The organism is Mycobacterium shimoidei, from assembly GCF_900417275.1.
In the GTDB taxonomy this organism is placed as follows: domain Bacteria; phylum Actinomycetota; class Actinomycetes; order Mycobacteriales; family Mycobacteriaceae; genus Mycobacterium; species Mycobacterium shimoidei.
Genome location: NZ_UEGW01000001.1, coordinates 516,905 through 533,577, shown reverse-complemented (window position 1 = coordinate 533,577; position 16,673 = coordinate 516,905). Strand labels below are relative to the sequence as shown.

Genomic DNA, 16,673 nt, shown 5'->3' with positions numbered 1-16,673 from the left:
ACCAATCGGGGAGCGAAGCAGTGAGCCTGGACAAATCGATGATGCCGGTGCCCGACGGGCATCCCGACGTGTTCGATCGGGAGTGGCCGCTGCGCGTCGCCGACATCGACCGGGAGGGCCGGCTGCGCTTCGACGCCGCTGCCCGGCACATTCAGGACATCGGCCAGGACCAGCTGCGCGAGATGGGATTCGAGGAAACCCATCCGCTCTGGATCGTTCGGCGCACCATGGTCGACCTGATCCGTCCGATCGAGTTCGGCGACATGCTGCGCATGCGGCGGTGGTGTTCGGGCACCTCGAACCGCTGGTGCGAGATGCGGGTCCGCATCGATGGGAAGCGGAATGGAGGCCTCATTGAATCTGAGGCGTTCTGGATCAACATCAACCGCGAAACTCAGGGGCCGGCGCGGATCTCCGACGACTTCCTGGCCGGCCTGCACCGCACGACCAGCGTGGACCGGCTGCGATGGAAGGCCTATCTCAAGCCCGCCAGCCGCGACAACGCGCTGGAAATCCACGAGTTCCCGGTCCGGGTCACCGACATCGACCTGTTCGACCACATGAACAACTCGGTGTACTGGAGCGTCATCGAGGATCATTTGGCGTCCTGCCCGGAGATGCTCAAGGCGCCGCTGCGGGTCACGATCGAGCACGAGGCCCCGGTGGCCCTGGGCGACAAGCTCGAGATCATCACCCACGTCTATCCGCCCGGCTCCACCGACCAATTCGGTGCCGGACTTCTCGATCGCACTGTTAGAACGCTCACATACGCGGTGGGCGACGAGGTCAAAGCGGTCGCGTCGATCTTCGCGATCTGACCGCCGGCGCTTTTTGCGTTCTTGTCGCAAACGTTGCGGTTGACCTGCGCAATCGTGTTACCCGCCAGTAGGAACTGAAACGGTTCAGAAAAGCAGTGTCTTCGCAAACTTTGCAAAATCGCGCCAGCCCATAGCCAAAATTCGCAAATTAAACGGCTGGACCTGCGGAGCTAAGCTGTGCCATCTTCGGTTTCATAGTCCAGTGAAGTCGCTGCGTGGTTAACAAGTCTGGAAACCAGTCGTGTTGCGCGCAGTGGTGAAGAACGTACAAGGAGCACCTCAATGTCAACGGTGGGTACGCCGAAAAGCGCCGAGCAAATCCAGCACGACTGGGACACCAACCCGCGGTGGAAGGACGTCACCCGCACCTACACCGCCGAGGACGTGGTGGCCCTGCAGGGCAGCGTTGTCGAGGAGAACACGCTGGCCCGTCGCGGCGCCGAGGTGCTGTGGGAGCAGCTGCACGACCTCGAATACATCAATGCGCTGGGCGCGCTGACCGGCAACATGGCCGTGCAGCAGGTGCGCGCCGGCTTGAAGGCCATTTACCTGTCGGGTTGGCAGGTCGCCGGTGACGCGAACCTGTCCGGCCACACCTACCCGGACCAGAGCCTGTACCCGGCCAACTCGGTGCCGCAGGTGGTGCGCCGCATCAACAACGCGCTGCTGCGCGCCGACCAGATCGCCAAGATCGAGGGCGACACCTCGGTGAAGAACTGGCTGGCTCCGATCGTCGCCGACGGCGAAGCCGGCTTCGGCGGCGCGCTCAACGTCTTCGAGTTGCAGAAGGCGATGATCGCCGCCGGCGTCGCGGGCTCGCACTGGGAGGACCAGCTGGCTTCGGAGAAGAAGTGCGGCCACTTGGGCGGCAAGGTGCTGATCCCGACCCAACAGCACATCCGCACGCTCACGTCGGCCCGGCTGGCCGCCGACGTGTGCGACGTCCCCACCGTGGTGATCGCACGCACCGACGCTGAGGCCGCGACCCTGATCACCTCCGACATCGACGAGCGGGACAAGCCGTTCATCACCGGTGAGCGCACCAAGGAAGGCTTCTACCGCACGCGCAACGGCATCGACCCGTGCATCGCGCGGGCCAAGGCCTACGCGCCGTACGCCGACCTGATCTGGATGGAGACCGGCACCCCCGACCTCGAGCTGGCCAAGCAGTTCTCCGAGGCGGTCAAGGCCGAATTCCCGGACCAGATGCTGGCCTACAACTGCTCGCCGTCGTTCAACTGGCGCAAGCACCTCGATGACGCGACCATCGCCAAGTTCCAAAAGGAGCTTGCCGCAATGGGATTCAAGTTCCAGTTCATCACGCTGGCTGGCTTCCACGCGCTCAACTACTCGATGTTCGACCTGGCCTACGGCTACGCCCGCAACCAGATGAGCGCCTACGTGGAACTGCAGGAACGCGAATTCGCCGCCGAAGAGCGCGGTTACACCGCGACCAAGCACCAGCGCGAAGTGGGTGCCGGTTACTTCGACCGTATCGCCACCACCGTCGACCCCTCCTCGTCGACCACCGCGTTGACCGGCTCGACCGAAGAGGGCCAGTTCCACTAAGTTAATCTGCCGAGCAGACGCAAAGCCCCTTTACACCGAGCGTGTCTGGGGGCCTTTGCGTCTGGTGGCGGGAGAAAAGGGAGCACCGTGGCGATCGAACGAGTAGGTGTCGTCGGAGCCGGTCAGATGGGGTCCGGGATCGCCGAAGTCTCGGCGCGCGCCGGCGTCGAGGTGACGATCTTCGAGACCACCGAGGCGCTGGTCGCCGCGGGACGCGACCGCATCGTGAAATCGCTGGAGCGCGGAGTCAGTGCCGGCAAGATCACCGAGCGCGAACGCGACGGGGCGATCGAGAAGCTGACCTTCACCACCGACCTCAACGACCTCGCCGATCGGCAACTGGTGATCGAGGCCGTGATCGAGGACGAATCCGTCAAGGCCGGGATTTTCGCCGAGCTGGACAACATCATCACCGACCCCGACGCGGTGTTGGCGTCGAACACATCGAGCATCCCGATCATGAAGCTCGCCGCGGCGACCAAGAACCCTCGGCGGGTGCTGGGGCTGCACTTCTTCAACCCGGTCCCGGTGCTGCCGCTGGTCGAGCTCGTCTGCACATTGGTCACCGACGAAGCCGCCGCCGCTCGCACCGAGGAATTCGCCGGCGCGGTGCTGGGCAAGCAGGTGGTGCGCTGCTCGGACCGTTCCGGCTTCGTGGTCAACGCGCTGCTGGTGCCCTACCTCCTCTCGGCGATCCGCATGGTCGAGGCGAAGTTCGCCAGCGTCGAGGACATCGACAAGGCGGTGGTCGCCGGGTTGTCGCATCCGATGGGACCGCTGCGGCTTGCGGACCTGGTCGGACTGGACACCTGCAAGCTCATCGCAGACAAGATGTTCGAGGAGTTCAAGGAACCGCAGTTCGCGCCGCCGCCGTTACTGTTGCGGATGGTCGAGGCTGGTCAGCTCGGCAAGAAGTCCGGTCAAGGTTTCTATTCGTATTGACGCTATTTCGGGGCCCCGGCGAGTTATGCTGCGTGCCAGCCCCTTTGGAGTGATGCGAGCTTGCCCGATATCGCGGCTACGGTAGGGTGCTACCGGACCACGGGCATAACTCAGGATAGGTAACTGGTGAAAATGGCAAAGCTCAGACCCTTCTACGAAGAGTCGCAGGCGATCTACGATATTTCCAACGAATTCTTTTCGTTGTTCCTCGACCCCACAATGACCTATACCTGCGCGTACTTCGAACGCGACGACATGACCCTGGAGGAGGCCCAGCTCGCCAAAATCGATTTGGCGCTGGACAAGTTGAACCTCGAGCCCGGGATGAGGCTGCTCGACGTCGGCTGCGGGTGGGGCGGCGCGCTGGTCCGGGCGGTGGAGAAGTACGACGTCAACGTGGTCGGCATCACGCTCAGCCGCAACATGTACGAATACAGCAAGGCCAAACTGGCCGCCCTGCCGACCCAACGCACCGCCGAAGCACGGCTGCAAGGCTGGGAAGAGTTCGACGAAAAAGTCGACCGGATCGTCACCGTCGAGGCCTTCGACGCGTTCAAGAAGGAGCGTTATCCGGCTTTCTTCGAGCGCGCTTTCAATATCATGCCCGACGACGGCCGGATGCTGTTACACAGCCTATTCACGCACCCCTGGACCTATTGGCACGAACACGGTATCCCGGTGACGATGAGCGATTTACGGTTCATGCGATTCATCGGTCAAGAAATTTTTCCAGGCGGCCAAATGCCCTCCCAAGAGGACATCCTCGAATTTTCGCAGGCCGCCGGCTTCTCGGTCGAGCAGATACAGAATCTTCGCCCGCACTACGCGCGGACGCTGGACAGCTGGGCGGCGAATCTGCAGGCCAATCGCGAGCGCGCTATCGCCGTGCAGTCCGAAGAGGTCTACGAGCGCTACATGCGCTACCTAACCGGCTGTGCAGACTTCATGCGCCGCGGGATCACCGACGTCGCGCAATACACCCTGACCAAGTAAATCGGGCGGCTAGGCCGCCTTCTTCTCCATGGTGAACTGGCACACGTTGGTGTAGCCGTCGCGAAACAGCTCCCGGCACCCGGTCAGGTACTTGATGAAGGTCTCGTACACCTGCTCGCCCTTGAGCTCAATCGCCTCGGCTTTGTGCGCTTCGAGCCCCTTGGCCCAGGTGTCCAGGGTGCGGACATAGTTCTCGCCGATGAAGTGGCGGCGGGTGATGTCGAAACCGGCCTCGGTGGCGTACTTGTCGACGATGTCCACCTGTGGCAAGCGCCCACCGGGGTAGATCTCCTTGCGGATGAAGCTGATGAATCGCATCAGCGACATCGTCCGCTTCAGCCCGAGCTTTTCACCCTCTTCGGCGGTGGGCACCACGATGGTGTGCAGGAGCATTTTGCCGTCATCGGGCATCACGTTGTAGCACATCTTGAAAAAGTCGGCGTAGCGCTCGTAGGTGCCGATGCCGTCGGCGAAGTGCTCGAATGCCCCCAGTGACACGATGCGATCGACCGGTTCGTCGAACTCTTCCCAGCCGTGCAGCCGCACCTGCTTGGACCGCGGCGAGTCCATCTCGGCAAATTTCTGCTTGTTGTGTGCCAGCTGATTCTCGCTGAGCGTCAGTCCGATGACGTTGACGTCGTACTTGTCGACTGCGCGCCGCATGGTGGAACCCCAGCCGCAGCCGATGTCGAGCAGCGTCATGCCGGGTTGCAAGTCCAGCTTCCCCAGCGCCAGATCGACCTTGGCCATCTGCGCTTCTTCCAGGGTCATGTCGTCACGTTCGAAGTACGCGCAGCTGTAGGTCATGGTCGGGTCGAGCCACAGCTTGAAGAATTCGTTCGACCGGTCGTAGTGCGACTTGATGTGGTCGACGTTCGGCTTCAGTTCATCCACGTCTTTCGCCCCTCGTGTCATAGCCGACGACACTATACGTGCCCCCTGAGCGCTGCAATCGGGAATATACCCAGGTAGCCGGGTCGCTAACGCGCATTGGCAGTGCTGTGTCTGCGGCACTCTCCCCGGCCCGTTTTACCCTAGATTGGCCGGAATCTTTGGGTACTCCACGGTGCAAGGGCCATCAAGGAAGGGATGCAGCACGGTATGGCGCAGTTGTGGACCGGAAATGGTTTCCCGGACGTGGTTGTCACCGGCGTCGCCATGACGACTGCCCTTGCCACCGATGCCGACACCACATGGACGATGCTGCTGGACGGGCAGAGCGGGATCCGCGAGCTCGACGATCCGTTCATCGAACAGTTCGGCCTGCCGGTTCGCATCGGTGGGCACCTGCTGGAGGATTTCGACTCCCAGCTGAGCCGGGTCGAGCTGCGCCGGTTCTTGTTTCTGCAGAAGATGTCGACGGTCCTGGGTCGGCGACTGTGGGCCAACGCCGGGTCCCCGGAGGTCGACACCAACCGGCTGATGGTCTCCATCGGCACCGGGCTGGGCTCGACCGAGGAAATGGTCTGGGCGTACGACGAGATCCGCGAACGCGGTATCCGGGCGATAGGCCCGCTGGGCGTGCAGAAGGCCATGCCCAACGCGGCGGCGGCGGCCGTCGGGCTGGAACGTGGGGCCAAGGCCGGGGTGATCACCCCGATATCAGCCGATGCCGCGGGCGCCGAGGCGATCGCTCTCGCGTGGCGCAACCTCGTGCTCGGCGAGGCCGACATCGCGATCTGTGGCGGGGTGGAGACCAGAATCGAGGCGGTGCCGATGGCGACGTTCGCCCAAATGGACATGCTCTCGACAAACAACGACGATCCGGTGGGCGCGTGCCGGCCATTCGACAAGGATCGCGACGGTTTGGTCTTCGGCGAAGCGGGCGCGCTGATGGTGGTCGAGACCGAGGAGCATGCGAAAGCCCGCGGCGCCAACATTCTTGGTCGCCTGATGGGCGCGAGCATCACATCGGATGGCTTTGACCTCGTCCGACCCGATCCCAGTGGCGAACAGGCCGGCCGCGCGATCACTCGGGCGATCCAGTCTGCCGGGCTGACGGCGGCCGACATCGACCACATCAACGCCCACGCCGCCGGAACCGCCGCCGGAGACCTCGCCGAAGCCAAGGCCATCAACATCGCGATGGGCGCCCACCGGCCGGCGGTCTACGCAGCGAAGGCGGCGCTGGGCCATTCGATCGGCGCGGTCGGTGCGGTGGAATCGATTTTGACCGTATTAGCCCTGCGGGACGGCATCATCCCGCCGACGTTGAACCTGTGTACCCTCGATCCGGAGATCGACTTGGACGTCGTGGCCGATAAGCCGCGGTCCGGCGACTACCGATACGCGATCAAGAATTCGTTCGGATTCGGCGGCCACAATGTGGCGCTCGTCTTCGGCAGGTACTGACCTAGATCTGCGTCGAATTTTCGGGTTCTCCACCGTAGTTGCTGGGGATCCGCACAAACGTTAGATTCGCTATTGACACTTTCGTCAGCGGAGGAACCGACAAGATGGCGGACGCGATGTCGAGTTCAACGAAACTGAGGCCGTACTTCGAGGACGTTCAGGCACACTACGACTTATCGGACGAGTTCTTCGGGCTGTTTCAGGATCCGTCGCGGACCTACAGCTGCGCATTCTTCGAAAACGACGAGATGACTCTCGGGCAGGCCCAGCTGGCCAAGATCGACCTGAACCTGGCCAAGCTGGATCTGCAGCCGGGCATGACGCTGCTCGACATCGGCTGCGGCTGGGGCTCGGCGATGAAGCGCGCGATCGAGACCTATGACGTCAACGTCGTCGGGCTCACGTTGAGCAAGAACCAGTGCGTGTTCAGCCAGCAGCTGCTTGATGAGATGGATACCGACCGCTCGCGCCGGGTTTTGCTGCGCGGGTGGGAAGAATTCGACGAACCGGTCGACCGCATCGTCAGCATCGAGGCGTTTGAGGCATTCGGAAAGCCAAGGTACAAAGCGTTTTTCGAGATGGCCTACGGTGTGCTGCCGGCGGATGGCCGGTTAGAGCTGCAGACGATATTCACTCACCGGCCCAATTATTGGAAAGACCATAACATCGCGATCACCATGAGCGACCTGCGGTTCATGAAGTTCATCGCGCAGGAGATATTCCCCGGTGGCCAGGTGCCGTCCGCGGAGGACGTTGTCGAGTTCTCCACCGCCGCGGGCTTTTCGGTGAGCCAAATCGAGAATCTGAGCCCGCACTACGTGCAAACCCTCGATACCTGGGCGGCGAATTTGGTGGCCGCTCATGAAGAAGCGGTCGCCGTGGCTTCCGAGGAGGTCTACCAGCGTTACCTCCGGTACCTGACGGGGTGCGCCGACTTTTTCGACCGCGGTATCACCGAAGTCGCGCAGTTCACGCTCGCCAAGAGCTAACCGAGCGCGCTCAACCTAAAGGGCGCGCAGCACCGCGTCGATCCCAAGACCGACGACCAGTAGCGCGCCCGCTTGGCGCACATGCACCCAGGCCAACGCCGCATACCACAGCGGCCATACCGGAAATCCGTCCGGCGGCTCCTCGGGCGGTGGACGCCGAAAATACGGCCACACCTTGACAAGTCGCGGCACTGCCAGCGCGACGAGCAACGCCGGCCACCCAATTGCGCCGAGTACCACCGCCAGGCCCACCAGCACATAGAAGCCGATCATCATCGCCAGCGTGACCGCGCGGGCTCGGGCCTCGCCGAGGAGCACCGGCAACGTGCGGATACCCAGCGGCGCGTCGTAGGGGATTTTGTCGATGTGCTTGCCCATCAACACCGTCGTGCACAGCAGGCCGTACGGCAGCGACGCCAACAGCACCGGCCAGCCCACAGTGCCCACCGCCGAGTAGTACGTTCCGCAGACCATCAGCGGACCCCACACCACGAACACGTCGGGTTCACCCAGGCCGCGTTTCTTCAACCGGATCGGCGGCGCGGTATAGGCGACGCTCAGCACGAAACCCGACAGCGCGAATGCCACCACCGGCCACCCGCGCGCCCACGTCAGCACGATCAGGATCGCCAGGTCGGCGAGGTTCACCGCGGCGATCGCGATGAGCAGGGTGCGGCGGCTGACCAACCCCGAGAGCACCGGGTGCGGGGCATACAGCGCGCGCGGATAACTTTCGCTGTCGGTGCCGGTCTGGGTGTCATACAAGTCGTTCATCAAGTTATTGGCCGTGTGTGCCAACAGGATTCCCACGATCGCGAGAACCAGCCAGCGCCAATCCAGGCCAGGCTTGCCGGTTGCCAATAGCGCGGCGACCAACCCGGCGAACAGGGTCATCGGTAGCACTGCCGCGCGGGTGACGACGAGCCAGCGGGTGACGGCGTCGACCGGCCTGTCCGGTGGCGGGTTGGTAGTGCGTAGGGCGTATGCCCATGAGCTGAGCCGGGAGCGGACCGTTACGTCAGTCATGAGGCGACCTCGAATCGTCAGTGTGGGAGCGGCGGAACGATCGGTGAGGGATGGGGTTGGCCGCGGAACTTCTCCAGTGATCCGCCGACCTCGACAATCCCGCACAACGCGCTCCAGCTGAGCATGGTCAGGTAGTCGATCAGCTCGTCGGCGCTCATCCGCGGATCCAGCAGCCACGAGTGGGTGGCCAATTGCACGCCGCCGACGATGTGGTAGGCCCACGGCTCCACTCCGCCGATGTCCATCCCGGCCTGTTTCATGCGGCGGCGCAGCACCACCGCCAGCATGCGCGCGATGATCCGCTCGGAGTCGGCGATCACTTTGCTTCTGGCGGCCGAGCTGTTGGCCATCACGAACCGGTAGGGCTCGGGCTCGGCCGCCACGGTTTCGACGTACACCCGAATGATTTCGCGGGTCAGGTCGAACCCGTCGAGGTTCGACGACAGCGCCGCGGTCATGTTGGGAATCAGAGTGGTCTGCGCGAACCGCATCATCACAGCCGTCGTCAAATCGTTTTTGTCGACGAAATAGCGGTACAGGACAGTCTTGGAGACCCCGATCTCGCCGGCGATCTCGTCCATGCTGACGTAGCGGCCGCGCCGCCGGATCGCTTCGATCGTGCCGTCTATCAGCTCGTTCCGGCGCTCCACCTTGTGCTGATGCCAACGCCGCTTCCGGCCATCCATCTTCACCGTCCCGGCCGGGGCATGTTCTACCACTATCGCGGATTCCCATTCACTCGACGCTTCGATAATACGGCTTTGTGAGGGCTGGTAGCTGAGCCGGTAACAGTAACTTCGTGTCGCGATGGCGGATGATGGTCTGGTGGCGCATCGACTTCCCGCCGGCACCGGCCCGTCAGCACGACCTCACGCGGGGACGGTGCCGGCCGGACCTGGCCGGGCGCCGTTGTCGCTGGCGCAATCGTTCGTCGCTGCCGATCCGGTAGCCGACGCCGAGCGCCGCCGCGGGTTGCGGCGGATGAAAGTGGTGGCGCTGAGTTTCCTGCTCGGCGCCACCGTGATCTTTCTGGGCTGCCGCTGGCTGCAGGCCGGCGGGAACACCGCCGCCTGGATCGGCTACGTCAGGGCGGCGGCGGAGGCCGGGATGGTCGGTGCGCTGGCGGACTGGTTTGCGGTGACGGCGCTGTTCAAGCATCCGCTGGGCATCCCCATCCCGCACACCGCGATCATCAAACGCAAGAAGGACCAGCTCGGTGAGGGCCTGGGGACGTTCGTGCGAGAGAACTTCCTGTCACCGCCGGTGGTGGAGACCAAGCTGCGCGACGCGCAGATCCCCAGTCGGCTGGGCAAGTGGTTGTCCGAGACGTCGCACGCGCAGCGGGTGGCCGCCGAGACCGCGACCGTGCTGCGGGTGCTGGTCGAGCTGTTGCGCGACGAAGACGTCCAGCACGTCATCGATCGGATGATCGTGCAGCGCATCGCCGAGCCGCGATGGGGTCCGCCGGTGGGCCGGGTGCTGGCCACGCTGCTTGCCGAGCACCGGCAGGAGGCGCTGATCCAGCTGTTGGCAGATCGGGCGTTCCAATGGTCGCTGAATGCCGGCGAGGTGATCCAGCGGGTGGTCGAACGCGATTCGCCCACTTGGTCGCCGCGGTTCATCGACCATTTGGTCGGCGATCGCATTCACCGGGAGCTGATGGACTTCACCGACAAGGTGCGCCGTAATCCCGACCACGAACTGCGCCGCTCGGCGACGCGGTTCCTGTTCGACTTCGCCGACGATCTGCAGCACGATGAGGCGACGATCGCCCGGGCTGAGGCGGTCAAGGAGCAGCTGATGGCCCGTGAAGAGGTCACCAACGCCGCCGCGACCGCCTGGAAGACGCTCAAACGCCTGGTGCTCGAGGGTGTCGACGACCCCTCCAGCGCGCTGCGCACCCGCATCGCTGACGCCGTGGTGCGCATCGGCGAATCCCTGCGTGACGATGCCGACTTGCGCGACAAGGTCGACAACTGGATCGTGCGAGCGGCCCAGCATCTGGTCTCGCAGTACGGGGTTGAGATCACCGCGATCATTACCGACACGATCGAGCGTTGGGACGCCGCCGAGGCCAGCCGTCGTATCGAGTTGCACGTCGGTCGTGACCTGCAGTTCATTCGGATCAACGGCACCGTGGTCGGCTCGCTTGCCGGCCTCGCCATCTACACGATCGCGCACCTGCTGTTCTGAGCAGTGCTAACTGGTGCTTGCAAAAGTTAGCACTTGGTCGTACTGTGGTGCGCGTCCGCACCGACCGACCGACGCAAAGGAGTCACTGATGCCGCAGGAGGACAAGCTTGCAGCAGTTGTGTCCACCGCTGCGTCAGACATCGGCAGCTTCATCAGGGCGCAACGCGAGGCGGCCCAGGTGTCGGTGCGGCAGCTGGCCGAAAAGGCCGGTGTCAGCAATCCATACCTCAGCCAGATCGAACGCGGATTGCGCAAACCTTCCGCTGATGTGCTCAACCAGATCGCAAAGGCGCTAAGGGTATCCGCCGAAGTGCTCTATGTGCAGGCGGGAATCCTCGAGCCCAGCGTGACCAGCGAAGTACGGGACGCGATCGTCGCCGACACGGCGATCACCGAGCGGCAGAAACAAGTCCTACTCGACATCTACACGTCCTTCGTTCAACAGAACGAGGCTGCCCGTGAGGAGACGACATCTGCCTAGACCCGTCTGACCACACGCGGACCCAGTAACCGCCCAAGAACAAACACCATCGACGAAAGGAAAAACAATGGCCGACAACCCGACGATTGATGATCTGAAGGCCCCACTGCTTGCTGCGCTGGGTGCTGCCGACCTGGCGCTGGCCACCGTCAACGACCTGCTGGCTGAGCTGCGCGACCGCGCCGAAGAGACCCGCACCGACACCCGCAGTCGGGTCGAGGAGAGCCGTGCTCGCCTGGCCAGGCTGCAGGAGGACCTGCCCGAGCAGCTGCGCGAACTGCGTGAGCGGTTCACCGCCGAAGAGCTGCGCAGCGCCGCGGAGGGCTATGTCGAGGCGGCGACCGCACGCTACAACGAGCTGGTCGAGCGCGGCGAGGCCGCTCTGGAGCGCCTGCGCAGCCAGCAGGGCTTCGAGGACGTGTCGGCGCGTGCCGAGGGTTACGTCGACCAGGCGGTCGAGCTGACCCAGGAGGCGCTGGGCACCGTCGCTTCGCAGACCCGCGCCGTCGGCGAGCGCGCCGCCAAGCTGGTCGGCATCGAGCTGCCCGCCAAGACGACGCCGGGCAAGAAGGCGCCGGCCAAGCAGGCCCCGGCCAAGAAGGCCCCGGCCAAGAAGGCGGCTGCCAAGAAGGCACCGGCCAAGAAGGCTCCGGCCAAGAAGGTCACCCAGAAGTAAGCGGCTTCCGCTAACCGCTCGACTCCGAGTTGCCCCCGGGCGACTCGGAGTCGACGTTTTTGCCGGTCCCCGCATACCCTTAGGGCGTGAACCTCGTTAACAGCGTTTGGGCGGTAGTGCAGATCGCCGTCGCGTTGATGTCCCTGTATGCCTTTGTGCACGCGGCAATGCAGCGACAGGACGCGTACACCGCCGCTGACAAGATGACCAAACCCATCTGGTTGGTGATCTTGGGTGTCGCCACTCTGTTCGCCTGGCTGCTCGGCGCGCTCGGGGTAGCGATCGCCGCCGCTGCGGCCGGTCTTTACTTGGTCGACGTGCGGCCCAAACTCCTTGAAGTGCAAGGGAAATCGCGCTAGCACGATGCGAGTATCCGCGGTACCGGTGCTTGCTCTCGGCGCGGTGCTGGCCGCCGCCCCGTCGGCTGCCGACCCCGACGATCCCGGGCCGGCAACTCCCGGATATGCACCGCCGTTCGTTGAGAACACCCAATGGGTGCAGTGGGCGGCCGGCCAATCGAGTCTGCGGGTCTACCCGACGCCGGCGGCGCGGGCCGCGGCCCGCCAACTCGGCACCGGCAGCACCGCCGGGCTCGAAGCCTGGAGTGAGGTGCTGGCCCACGCTCCCGAGGCGGACACCCCGGGGATGCGGGAGCAGTTCATCTGTCACTGGGAGGTAGCCGAGGTCGCGGAACCCGGCAAGATCAGCTGGAACCTCGAGCCGTGGCGTCCGGTCGTCGACCCGGCCACGATGCTCGGCACCGGCTGTAACCCCGGTGGGCCCGAAGAACCGTTCTGATGCCGGGCCGCCCAACCCGCGAGCAGTTGGCCGCCGTCATCGACCACACCCTGCTGAAACCCGAAGCCACCGCTGCCGATGTGGCGGCCGTCGCGGCCGAAGCCGCCGAATTGGGCGTCTGTGCCGTGTGCGTGTCGCCGTCGATGGTTCCGGTCGCGGCCGAGTCGAACAGTGCCGGGGTGCGCATCGCCGCGGTCGCGGGATTTCCGTCGGGCAAACATCTTTCGCAGATCAAGGCGTCCGAAGCGAAGCTGGCGGTGGCCGCCGGGGCGACCGAGATCGACATGGTGATCGACGTCGGCGCCGCCCTGGCCGGGGACATCGCGGCGGTGCGGTCCGATATCGCCGCGGTGCGTTCCGCGGTGCCCGCCGCGCTCCTCAAGGTGATCGTCGAGTCGGCGGTGCTGTTGAGCGTGGGTGGCAAAAGCACCCTCATCGACGTGTGCCGGGCGGCCGAGGACGCCGGGGCGGACTTTGTGAAGACGTCCACCGGGTTTCATCCGGCCGGCGGCGCGTCGGTCGACGCGGTGGAGCTGATGGCTCAGAGCGTCGGCGGCCGGCTCGGGGTCAAGGCCAGCGGCGGCATCCGTACCGCCGCTGACGCCGTCGCGATGCTCGACGCCGGCGCCACCCGGCTCGGGCTGTCGGGCACCCGCGCGGTGCTCGACGGGTTGGACTAGCGCGTCCGTCGGCTAGAGCTGGCTGAAGCAGTCTCGGCCGGACTTCGACTTGGACGCCGGAATGGTGGCGTTCTGGGTCGAGAAGGTGGCCTCCACCCCGGAATTGGTGACCTTCACGGTGTCGGCGTGGATGCCCAGCGGGTAATTCTTGGTCGCCTTCGACGTGAGCTCGTCGAGGTGCTTTTGCACCTTGTCCGTGGACATGTTCGAGCCCAGCGCGCTCAGCTCGACCACCTGCAGCGACAGCCCGTTGTCCTCGATCTGCGGCTTGACGGTGGCCTTGTCCAGCAGGCCCTTCAGTTCGACCGTCCCGGCGCCGGGATTGGTGGTGACCTTGCTGGTCACAAAGCTGCCCAGTACCGGGATGGCGTCCTGGATGGATTCTTTGATGCCGTCCGCAGACCAGGTGATGGTGCCGTTCAGCGCCCCGATCGTGCCCTTGGAATCACCGCTGCCATTGAGGTTGACGTCGTCGATGTTGAGGGTGATCTTCATGCCCTTGGCGCTGCGCACCTGATTTCCGGCCGTCTCCACCGAGATGTTGGTGTAGTGGTCGGTGAGGTATTGCCAGAGCACCGGCGGCGAGGTCGCGAACGACGCGGTGGCGCTGTCTTCGACCTCGCACTGCACGGCATTGGCTACCTTGCTGTCGGCGGTGTTACGCGCGTAGAGCTCCGCGCCGATCAGCCCCGCCAGCGGCACCAGCAGCACAATCACCAGGATCAGGACCAGCGACGTCCGGTTGGCGAAGAACCCGCGGCGCGCCCTTGTCGGTGTGCCGCTCGGCTCCGACGGGCTGGATATCCGGCTGGTGGCCTGCTCCTGGTGCATCGGCGGCGGGCCGGGCTGCCGGGCCTGCGGGTATGCGGGTCGCGGTGGTGCAGGCTGGCGTGGCGGCGGGCCCGGCGGGGGGCCGGACGGCCGCGGCGGCGGCGGCGGATTGCGTGGCGGCTGCGGACGGCCGCCCTGCGGGATCCGCTGCGTCGGCGATTGGGACGGGCCGGGACCAGGCTGCGGGCGGCTCGGGCGCGACGCAGGCCGAGTCCAATCCGGCCCGTCGCCGCGGGAAGGCCCTTGCGGAGTCGTCACTAGCGCGATTTTGCCCTATCGAGCCACGCGAAGTCGAAGGTTGTTTTCACAGGTTGGCGAAGCAAGGGTCCTGACTGTGTGCCGGGATGGTGGCGTTTCGGGTCGAAAAGTAGCCCACCACACCGGTATCGGTGACCTCGACGCTGTCGGCGTGCACGCCCAGCGGGTATTTCTTGAGCAGCCGGGCGGTGAAGTCGTCCAGGGCCGGCTGCACGGATTCTTTCGGCAAGGCCATGCTGCCCAACCCGGTGAGGCTGACCACCTGCAAAGACAGCCCATTGTTCACCACCTGGGGCTTGACGACGGCGGTTGCCAGCCCGAACGCGCCCTTCAATTCGACCGTGCCGTCGGCGGGGTTGGTGGTGACATCGGAGACCAGATTGCCCAGCAACGGAACCATCTCGCGGATGGTCTCCTTGATGCCCGTGGCCGGCCAGGTGAGCCTGGCGTCCAGCGCGCCGATGGTGCCGCCGGAGTCCTCGGTGCTCTGCAACCGCACGTCGGAGATGCTCAACTCGGCCTTCATCAGCTTGGCGTCCTTGACCTGATTGCCGGCGGTCTCGATGGAGATGTTGGTGTAGTGACCGGTGACGTGTTGCCACAGAAACGGCGGTGCCACACCGAAAGTCACGCTCGCGTTGTCGCGCACAACGCATTCCGTCGCCTCGGTCACTTTGCTGTCCGCAAGGTGCCGCGCGTATAACTCGGTGCCGATGAGTCCGGCGATGAGCAGCGCGACCACGATCACGAAGACCAGCACGATGGAGACCGGGTCGCCGAACGAGCGGCGGCGCTTGAGCTTCACAGTGTCCTCCGACGGCTCCGCGGCCGGGTACTCCTGGACGTCCGGCGGCGGGGCCCATGCTGGCGCAGCCGGCTGCTCCGGTGTGGTGGGCGGCGTTTCGAACGGCGTTGCCGGGTGCGTGGCGTCGGCCTCCGGCCCGGGGCGAGCCCAGATCGACGGATCGCCGTCGGGTTCCTGCGGGTTCGTCATCCCGGCGATTCTGCCTTATCGATACCGGCGAAGTCGGCCTGATTACGCAGCACCGCGATAGTGTCGCGCGCCGCGCGGACCCGGTCGAGGTCGAGGTCGGCAACCAGCAGCTGCGGTTGGGCGCCCGCGGCCACCACCACCTCGCCGAACGGCGAGACCACCAGGCTGCCGCCCACCCCGGTGGGGGCGCCGGACTTGCCGAGCGACCGACCCGGATCGGCCTGCCCGGCCGCCGCGATGTAGCTGGTGGCATCCAGCGCCCGCGCCCGCGCCAGCAGGGTCCACTGCTCCAGCTTGCCGGTCCCCGAGCCCCACGACGCCGCGACCACGATCAGCGCGGCGCCGCTGCGCGCCAGGGCGGTGTAGAGCTGCGGGAACCGGATGTCGTAGCACGTCGTCAGCCCCACCCCGATGCCGTCGACGGTGATCACCACCGGCTCCTGGCCCGGCGCGACGGTGCGCGACTCGGTGAACCCGAACGCGTCGTAGAGGTGAATCTTGTCGTAGTGGGCGTCGAGGCCGGGGCCGACGGCCAGCAGTGTGTTTTTGACCCGCCCGGCGTCGGCCGGGGTGAACATCCCGGCGATGACCACAAGGCCCGCCTCGTGGGCGATCCGGCGCACCCCGTCGGCCCACGGGCCGTCGAGGGGTTCGGCGATCGGCGCCAGCGGCACTCCGAACCGGCACATCGTCGCCTCTGGGAACACCACGAGCGCTGCGCCGGAGTCGGCGGCCCGGCGGGTGTAGTCGCGCACCACCTCGAGGTTGTCGCTCGGCTCGGTGCCGCTGAGGATCTGCGCCACCGCAATCCGCATGTGCGCCAGCTTAGGGGCGATCGCAAGCGCGGCGGAGCCGGGCGCAGCGGGTCGCCCCGGATAAGGCTAGGGGCGATCGCAAGCGCGGCGGAGCCGGGCGCAGCGGGTCGCCCCGGATAAGGCTAGGGGCGATCGCAAGCGCGGCGGAGCCGGGCGCAGCGGGTCGCCCCGGATAAGGCTAGGGGCGATCGCAAGCGCGGCGGAGCCGGGCGCAGCGGGTCGCCCCGGATAAGGCTAGGGGCGATCGCAAGGGGCCTG

Annotated in this window: 18 protein-coding genes; 12 read left to right on the top strand and 6 right to left on the bottom strand. The window is 65.3% G+C overall.

Annotated features, from left to right (window positions below):
• The first annotated feature begins 20 nt into the window (after positions 1-20).
• From MSP7336_RS02695 to MSP7336_RS02680, 4 genes are all read left to right on the top strand, one after another.
• The gene (locus MSP7336_RS02695; protein ID WP_069397447.1) at positions 21-818 is read left to right on the top strand and encodes an acyl-[acyl-carrier-protein] thioesterase; all 798 of its coding nucleotides are present in this window, start codon (positions 21-23) and stop codon (positions 816-818) included.
• 282 nt (positions 819-1,100) lie between these two features.
• On the top strand, positions 1,101-2,387 hold the full coding sequence (aceA, locus tag MSP7336_RS02690) for an isocitrate lyase (RefSeq protein WP_113962991.1): 1,287 nt from the start codon (positions 1,101-1,103) through the stop codon (positions 2,385-2,387).
• A gap of 87 nt (positions 2,388-2,474) precedes the next feature.
• The gene (locus MSP7336_RS02685; RefSeq protein WP_084226573.1) at positions 2,475-3,329 is read left to right on the top strand and encodes a 3-hydroxybutyryl-CoA dehydrogenase; all 855 of its coding nucleotides are present in this window, start codon (positions 2,475-2,477) and stop codon (positions 3,327-3,329) included.
• A 132-nt stretch (positions 3,330-3,461) separates the two neighbouring features.
• Complete coding sequence (locus MSP7336_RS02680) at positions 3,462-4,322, top strand: cyclopropane mycolic acid synthase family methyltransferase (RefSeq protein ID WP_069397450.1); 861 nt, start codon at positions 3,462-3,464, stop codon at positions 4,320-4,322.
• Positions 4,323-4,331: 9 nt separating this feature from the next.
• Here MSP7336_RS02680 and MSP7336_RS02675 read toward each other — a convergent pair whose 3' ends face one another.
• Positions 4,332-5,237, bottom strand: coding sequence for a cyclopropane mycolic acid synthase family methyltransferase (locus MSP7336_RS02675; RefSeq protein WP_113962990.1), 906 nt, complete (start codon positions 5,235-5,237; stop codon positions 4,332-4,334).
• A 186-nt stretch (positions 5,238-5,423) separates the two neighbouring features.
• Between MSP7336_RS02675 and MSP7336_RS02670 the strand changes: the two genes are divergently transcribed.
• Positions 5,424-6,674, top strand: coding sequence for a KasA/KasB family beta-ketoacyl-ACP synthase (locus MSP7336_RS02670; protein ID WP_113964742.1), 1,251 nt, complete (start codon positions 5,424-5,426; stop codon positions 6,672-6,674).
• A 104-nt stretch (positions 6,675-6,778) separates the two neighbouring features.
• On the top strand, positions 6,779-7,663 hold the full coding sequence (locus tag MSP7336_RS02665) for a cyclopropane mycolic acid synthase family methyltransferase (RefSeq protein ID WP_113962989.1): 885 nt from the start codon (positions 6,779-6,781) through the stop codon (positions 7,661-7,663).
• A 15-nt stretch (positions 7,664-7,678) separates the two neighbouring features.
• Here the strand turns inward: MSP7336_RS02665 and MSP7336_RS02660 are convergent, their stop codons facing one another.
• Both MSP7336_RS02660 and MSP7336_RS02655 read right to left on the bottom strand, forming a co-directional pair.
• Entirely contained in the window at positions 7,679-8,689 is a 1,011-nt protein-coding gene (locus tag MSP7336_RS02660; RefSeq protein ID WP_069397567.1) for a prenyltransferase, read from the bottom strand.
• A gap of 17 nt (positions 8,690-8,706) precedes the next feature.
• Positions 8,707-9,408, bottom strand: coding sequence for a TetR/AcrR family transcriptional regulator (locus MSP7336_RS02655; protein WP_084226589.1), 702 nt, complete (start codon positions 9,406-9,408; stop codon positions 8,707-8,709).
• A gap of 103 nt (positions 9,409-9,511) precedes the next feature.
• On the opposite strand from MSP7336_RS02655, the gene MSP7336_RS02650 reads away from it, so the two are divergent.
• The 6 genes from MSP7336_RS02650 to deoC all read left to right on the top strand — a co-directional run bounded on the left by MSP7336_RS02650 (position 9,512) and on the right by deoC (position 13,517).
• The gene (locus tag MSP7336_RS02650; protein ID WP_372507679.1) at positions 9,512-10,882 is read left to right on the top strand and encodes a DUF445 domain-containing protein; all 1,371 of its coding nucleotides are present in this window, start codon (positions 9,512-9,514) and stop codon (positions 10,880-10,882) included.
• An 88-nt stretch (positions 10,883-10,970) separates the two neighbouring features.
• Positions 10,971-11,363: a helix-turn-helix domain-containing protein gene (locus MSP7336_RS02645; protein WP_069397565.1), complete on the top strand. Its 393-nt coding sequence runs from the start codon at positions 10,971-10,973 to the stop codon at positions 11,361-11,363.
• A gap of 67 nt (positions 11,364-11,430) precedes the next feature.
• A complete protein-coding gene (gene hbhA / locus MSP7336_RS02640; RefSeq protein ID WP_113962988.1) occupies positions 11,431-12,039 on the top strand; it encodes a heparin-binding hemagglutinin HbhA in 609 nt (202 codons plus the stop codon).
• Positions 12,040-12,176: 137 nt separating this feature from the next.
• The gene (locus tag MSP7336_RS02635) at positions 12,177-12,398 is read left to right on the top strand and encodes a DUF2516 family protein (protein WP_069397577.1); all 222 of its coding nucleotides are present in this window, start codon (positions 12,177-12,179) and stop codon (positions 12,396-12,398) included.
• Between the two features lie 4 nt (positions 12,399-12,402).
• Positions 12,403-12,837: a DUF2599 domain-containing protein gene (locus tag MSP7336_RS02630; protein WP_069397563.1), complete on the top strand. Its 435-nt coding sequence runs from the start codon at positions 12,403-12,405 to the stop codon at positions 12,835-12,837.
• Positions 12,837-13,517 carry a deoxyribose-phosphate aldolase gene (deoC, locus tag MSP7336_RS02625; RefSeq protein ID WP_069397562.1) on the top strand — a complete coding sequence of 227 codons (681 nt, stop codon included), beginning with the start codon at positions 12,837-12,839 and terminating at the stop codon, positions 13,515-13,517. The genes MSP7336_RS02630 and deoC overlap by 1 nt, the downstream gene beginning before the upstream one ends.
• A gap of 12 nt (positions 13,518-13,529) precedes the next feature.
• Here the strand turns inward: deoC and MSP7336_RS02620 are convergent, their stop codons facing one another.
• The 3 genes from MSP7336_RS02620 to MSP7336_RS02610 are packed head-to-tail and all read right to left on the bottom strand — an operon-like array spanning position 13,530 to position 16,415.
• Positions 13,530-14,606, bottom strand: coding sequence for an LmeA family phospholipid-binding protein (locus tag MSP7336_RS02620; RefSeq protein WP_113962987.1), 1,077 nt, complete (start codon positions 14,604-14,606; stop codon positions 13,530-13,532).
• Positions 14,607-14,652: 46 nt separating this feature from the next.
• Complete coding sequence (locus tag MSP7336_RS02615; RefSeq protein ID WP_113962986.1) at positions 14,653-15,600, bottom strand: LmeA family phospholipid-binding protein; 948 nt, start codon at positions 15,598-15,600, stop codon at positions 14,653-14,655.
• On the bottom strand, positions 15,597-16,415 hold the full coding sequence (locus MSP7336_RS02610; protein WP_069397559.1) for a carbon-nitrogen hydrolase family protein: 819 nt from the start codon (positions 16,413-16,415) through the stop codon (positions 15,597-15,599). Before MSP7336_RS02610 ends, MSP7336_RS02615 begins: the two co-directional genes overlap by 4 nt.
• Positions 16,416-16,673: the final 258 nt, after the last annotated feature.

Excerpts from the sequence above, each read along its gene's own strand:
- aceA (WP_113962991.1), top strand. The coding sequence starts at position 1,101 with ATGTCAACGGTGGGTACGCCGAAAAGCGCCGAGCAAATCCAGCACGAC.
- MSP7336_RS02680 (WP_069397450.1), top strand. The coding sequence starts at position 3,462 with ATGGCAAAGCTCAGACCCTTCTACGAAGAGTCGCAGGCGATCTACGAT.
- MSP7336_RS02675 (WP_113962990.1), bottom strand. The coding sequence starts at position 5,237 with ATGACACGAGGGGCGAAAGACGTGGATGAACTGAAGCCGAACGTCGAC.
- MSP7336_RS02670 (WP_113964742.1), top strand. The coding sequence starts at position 5,424 with ATGGCGCAGTTGTGGACCGGAAATGGTTTCCCGGACGTGGTTGTCACC.
- MSP7336_RS02665 (WP_113962989.1), top strand. The coding sequence starts at position 6,779 with ATGGCGGACGCGATGTCGAGTTCAACGAAACTGAGGCCGTACTTCGAG.
- MSP7336_RS02660 (WP_069397567.1), bottom strand. The coding sequence starts at position 8,689 with ATGACTGACGTAACGGTCCGCTCCCGGCTCAGCTCATGGGCATACGCC.
- MSP7336_RS02645 (WP_069397565.1), top strand. The coding sequence starts at position 10,971 with ATGCCGCAGGAGGACAAGCTTGCAGCAGTTGTGTCCACCGCTGCGTCA.
- hbhA (WP_113962988.1), top strand. The coding sequence starts at position 11,431 with ATGGCCGACAACCCGACGATTGATGATCTGAAGGCCCCACTGCTTGCT.
- MSP7336_RS02635 (WP_069397577.1), top strand. The coding sequence starts at position 12,177 with ATGTCCCTGTATGCCTTTGTGCACGCGGCAATGCAGCGACAGGACGCG.
- MSP7336_RS02630 (WP_069397563.1), top strand. The coding sequence starts at position 12,403 with ATGCGAGTATCCGCGGTACCGGTGCTTGCTCTCGGCGCGGTGCTGGCC.
- deoC (WP_069397562.1), top strand. The coding sequence starts at position 12,837 with ATGCCGGGCCGCCCAACCCGCGAGCAGTTGGCCGCCGTCATCGACCAC.
- MSP7336_RS02615 (WP_113962986.1), bottom strand. The coding sequence starts at position 15,600 with ATGACGAACCCGCAGGAACCCGACGGCGATCCGTCGATCTGGGCTCGC.
- MSP7336_RS02610 (WP_069397559.1), bottom strand. The coding sequence starts at position 16,415 with ATGCGGATTGCGGTGGCGCAGATCCTCAGCGGCACCGAGCCGAGCGAC.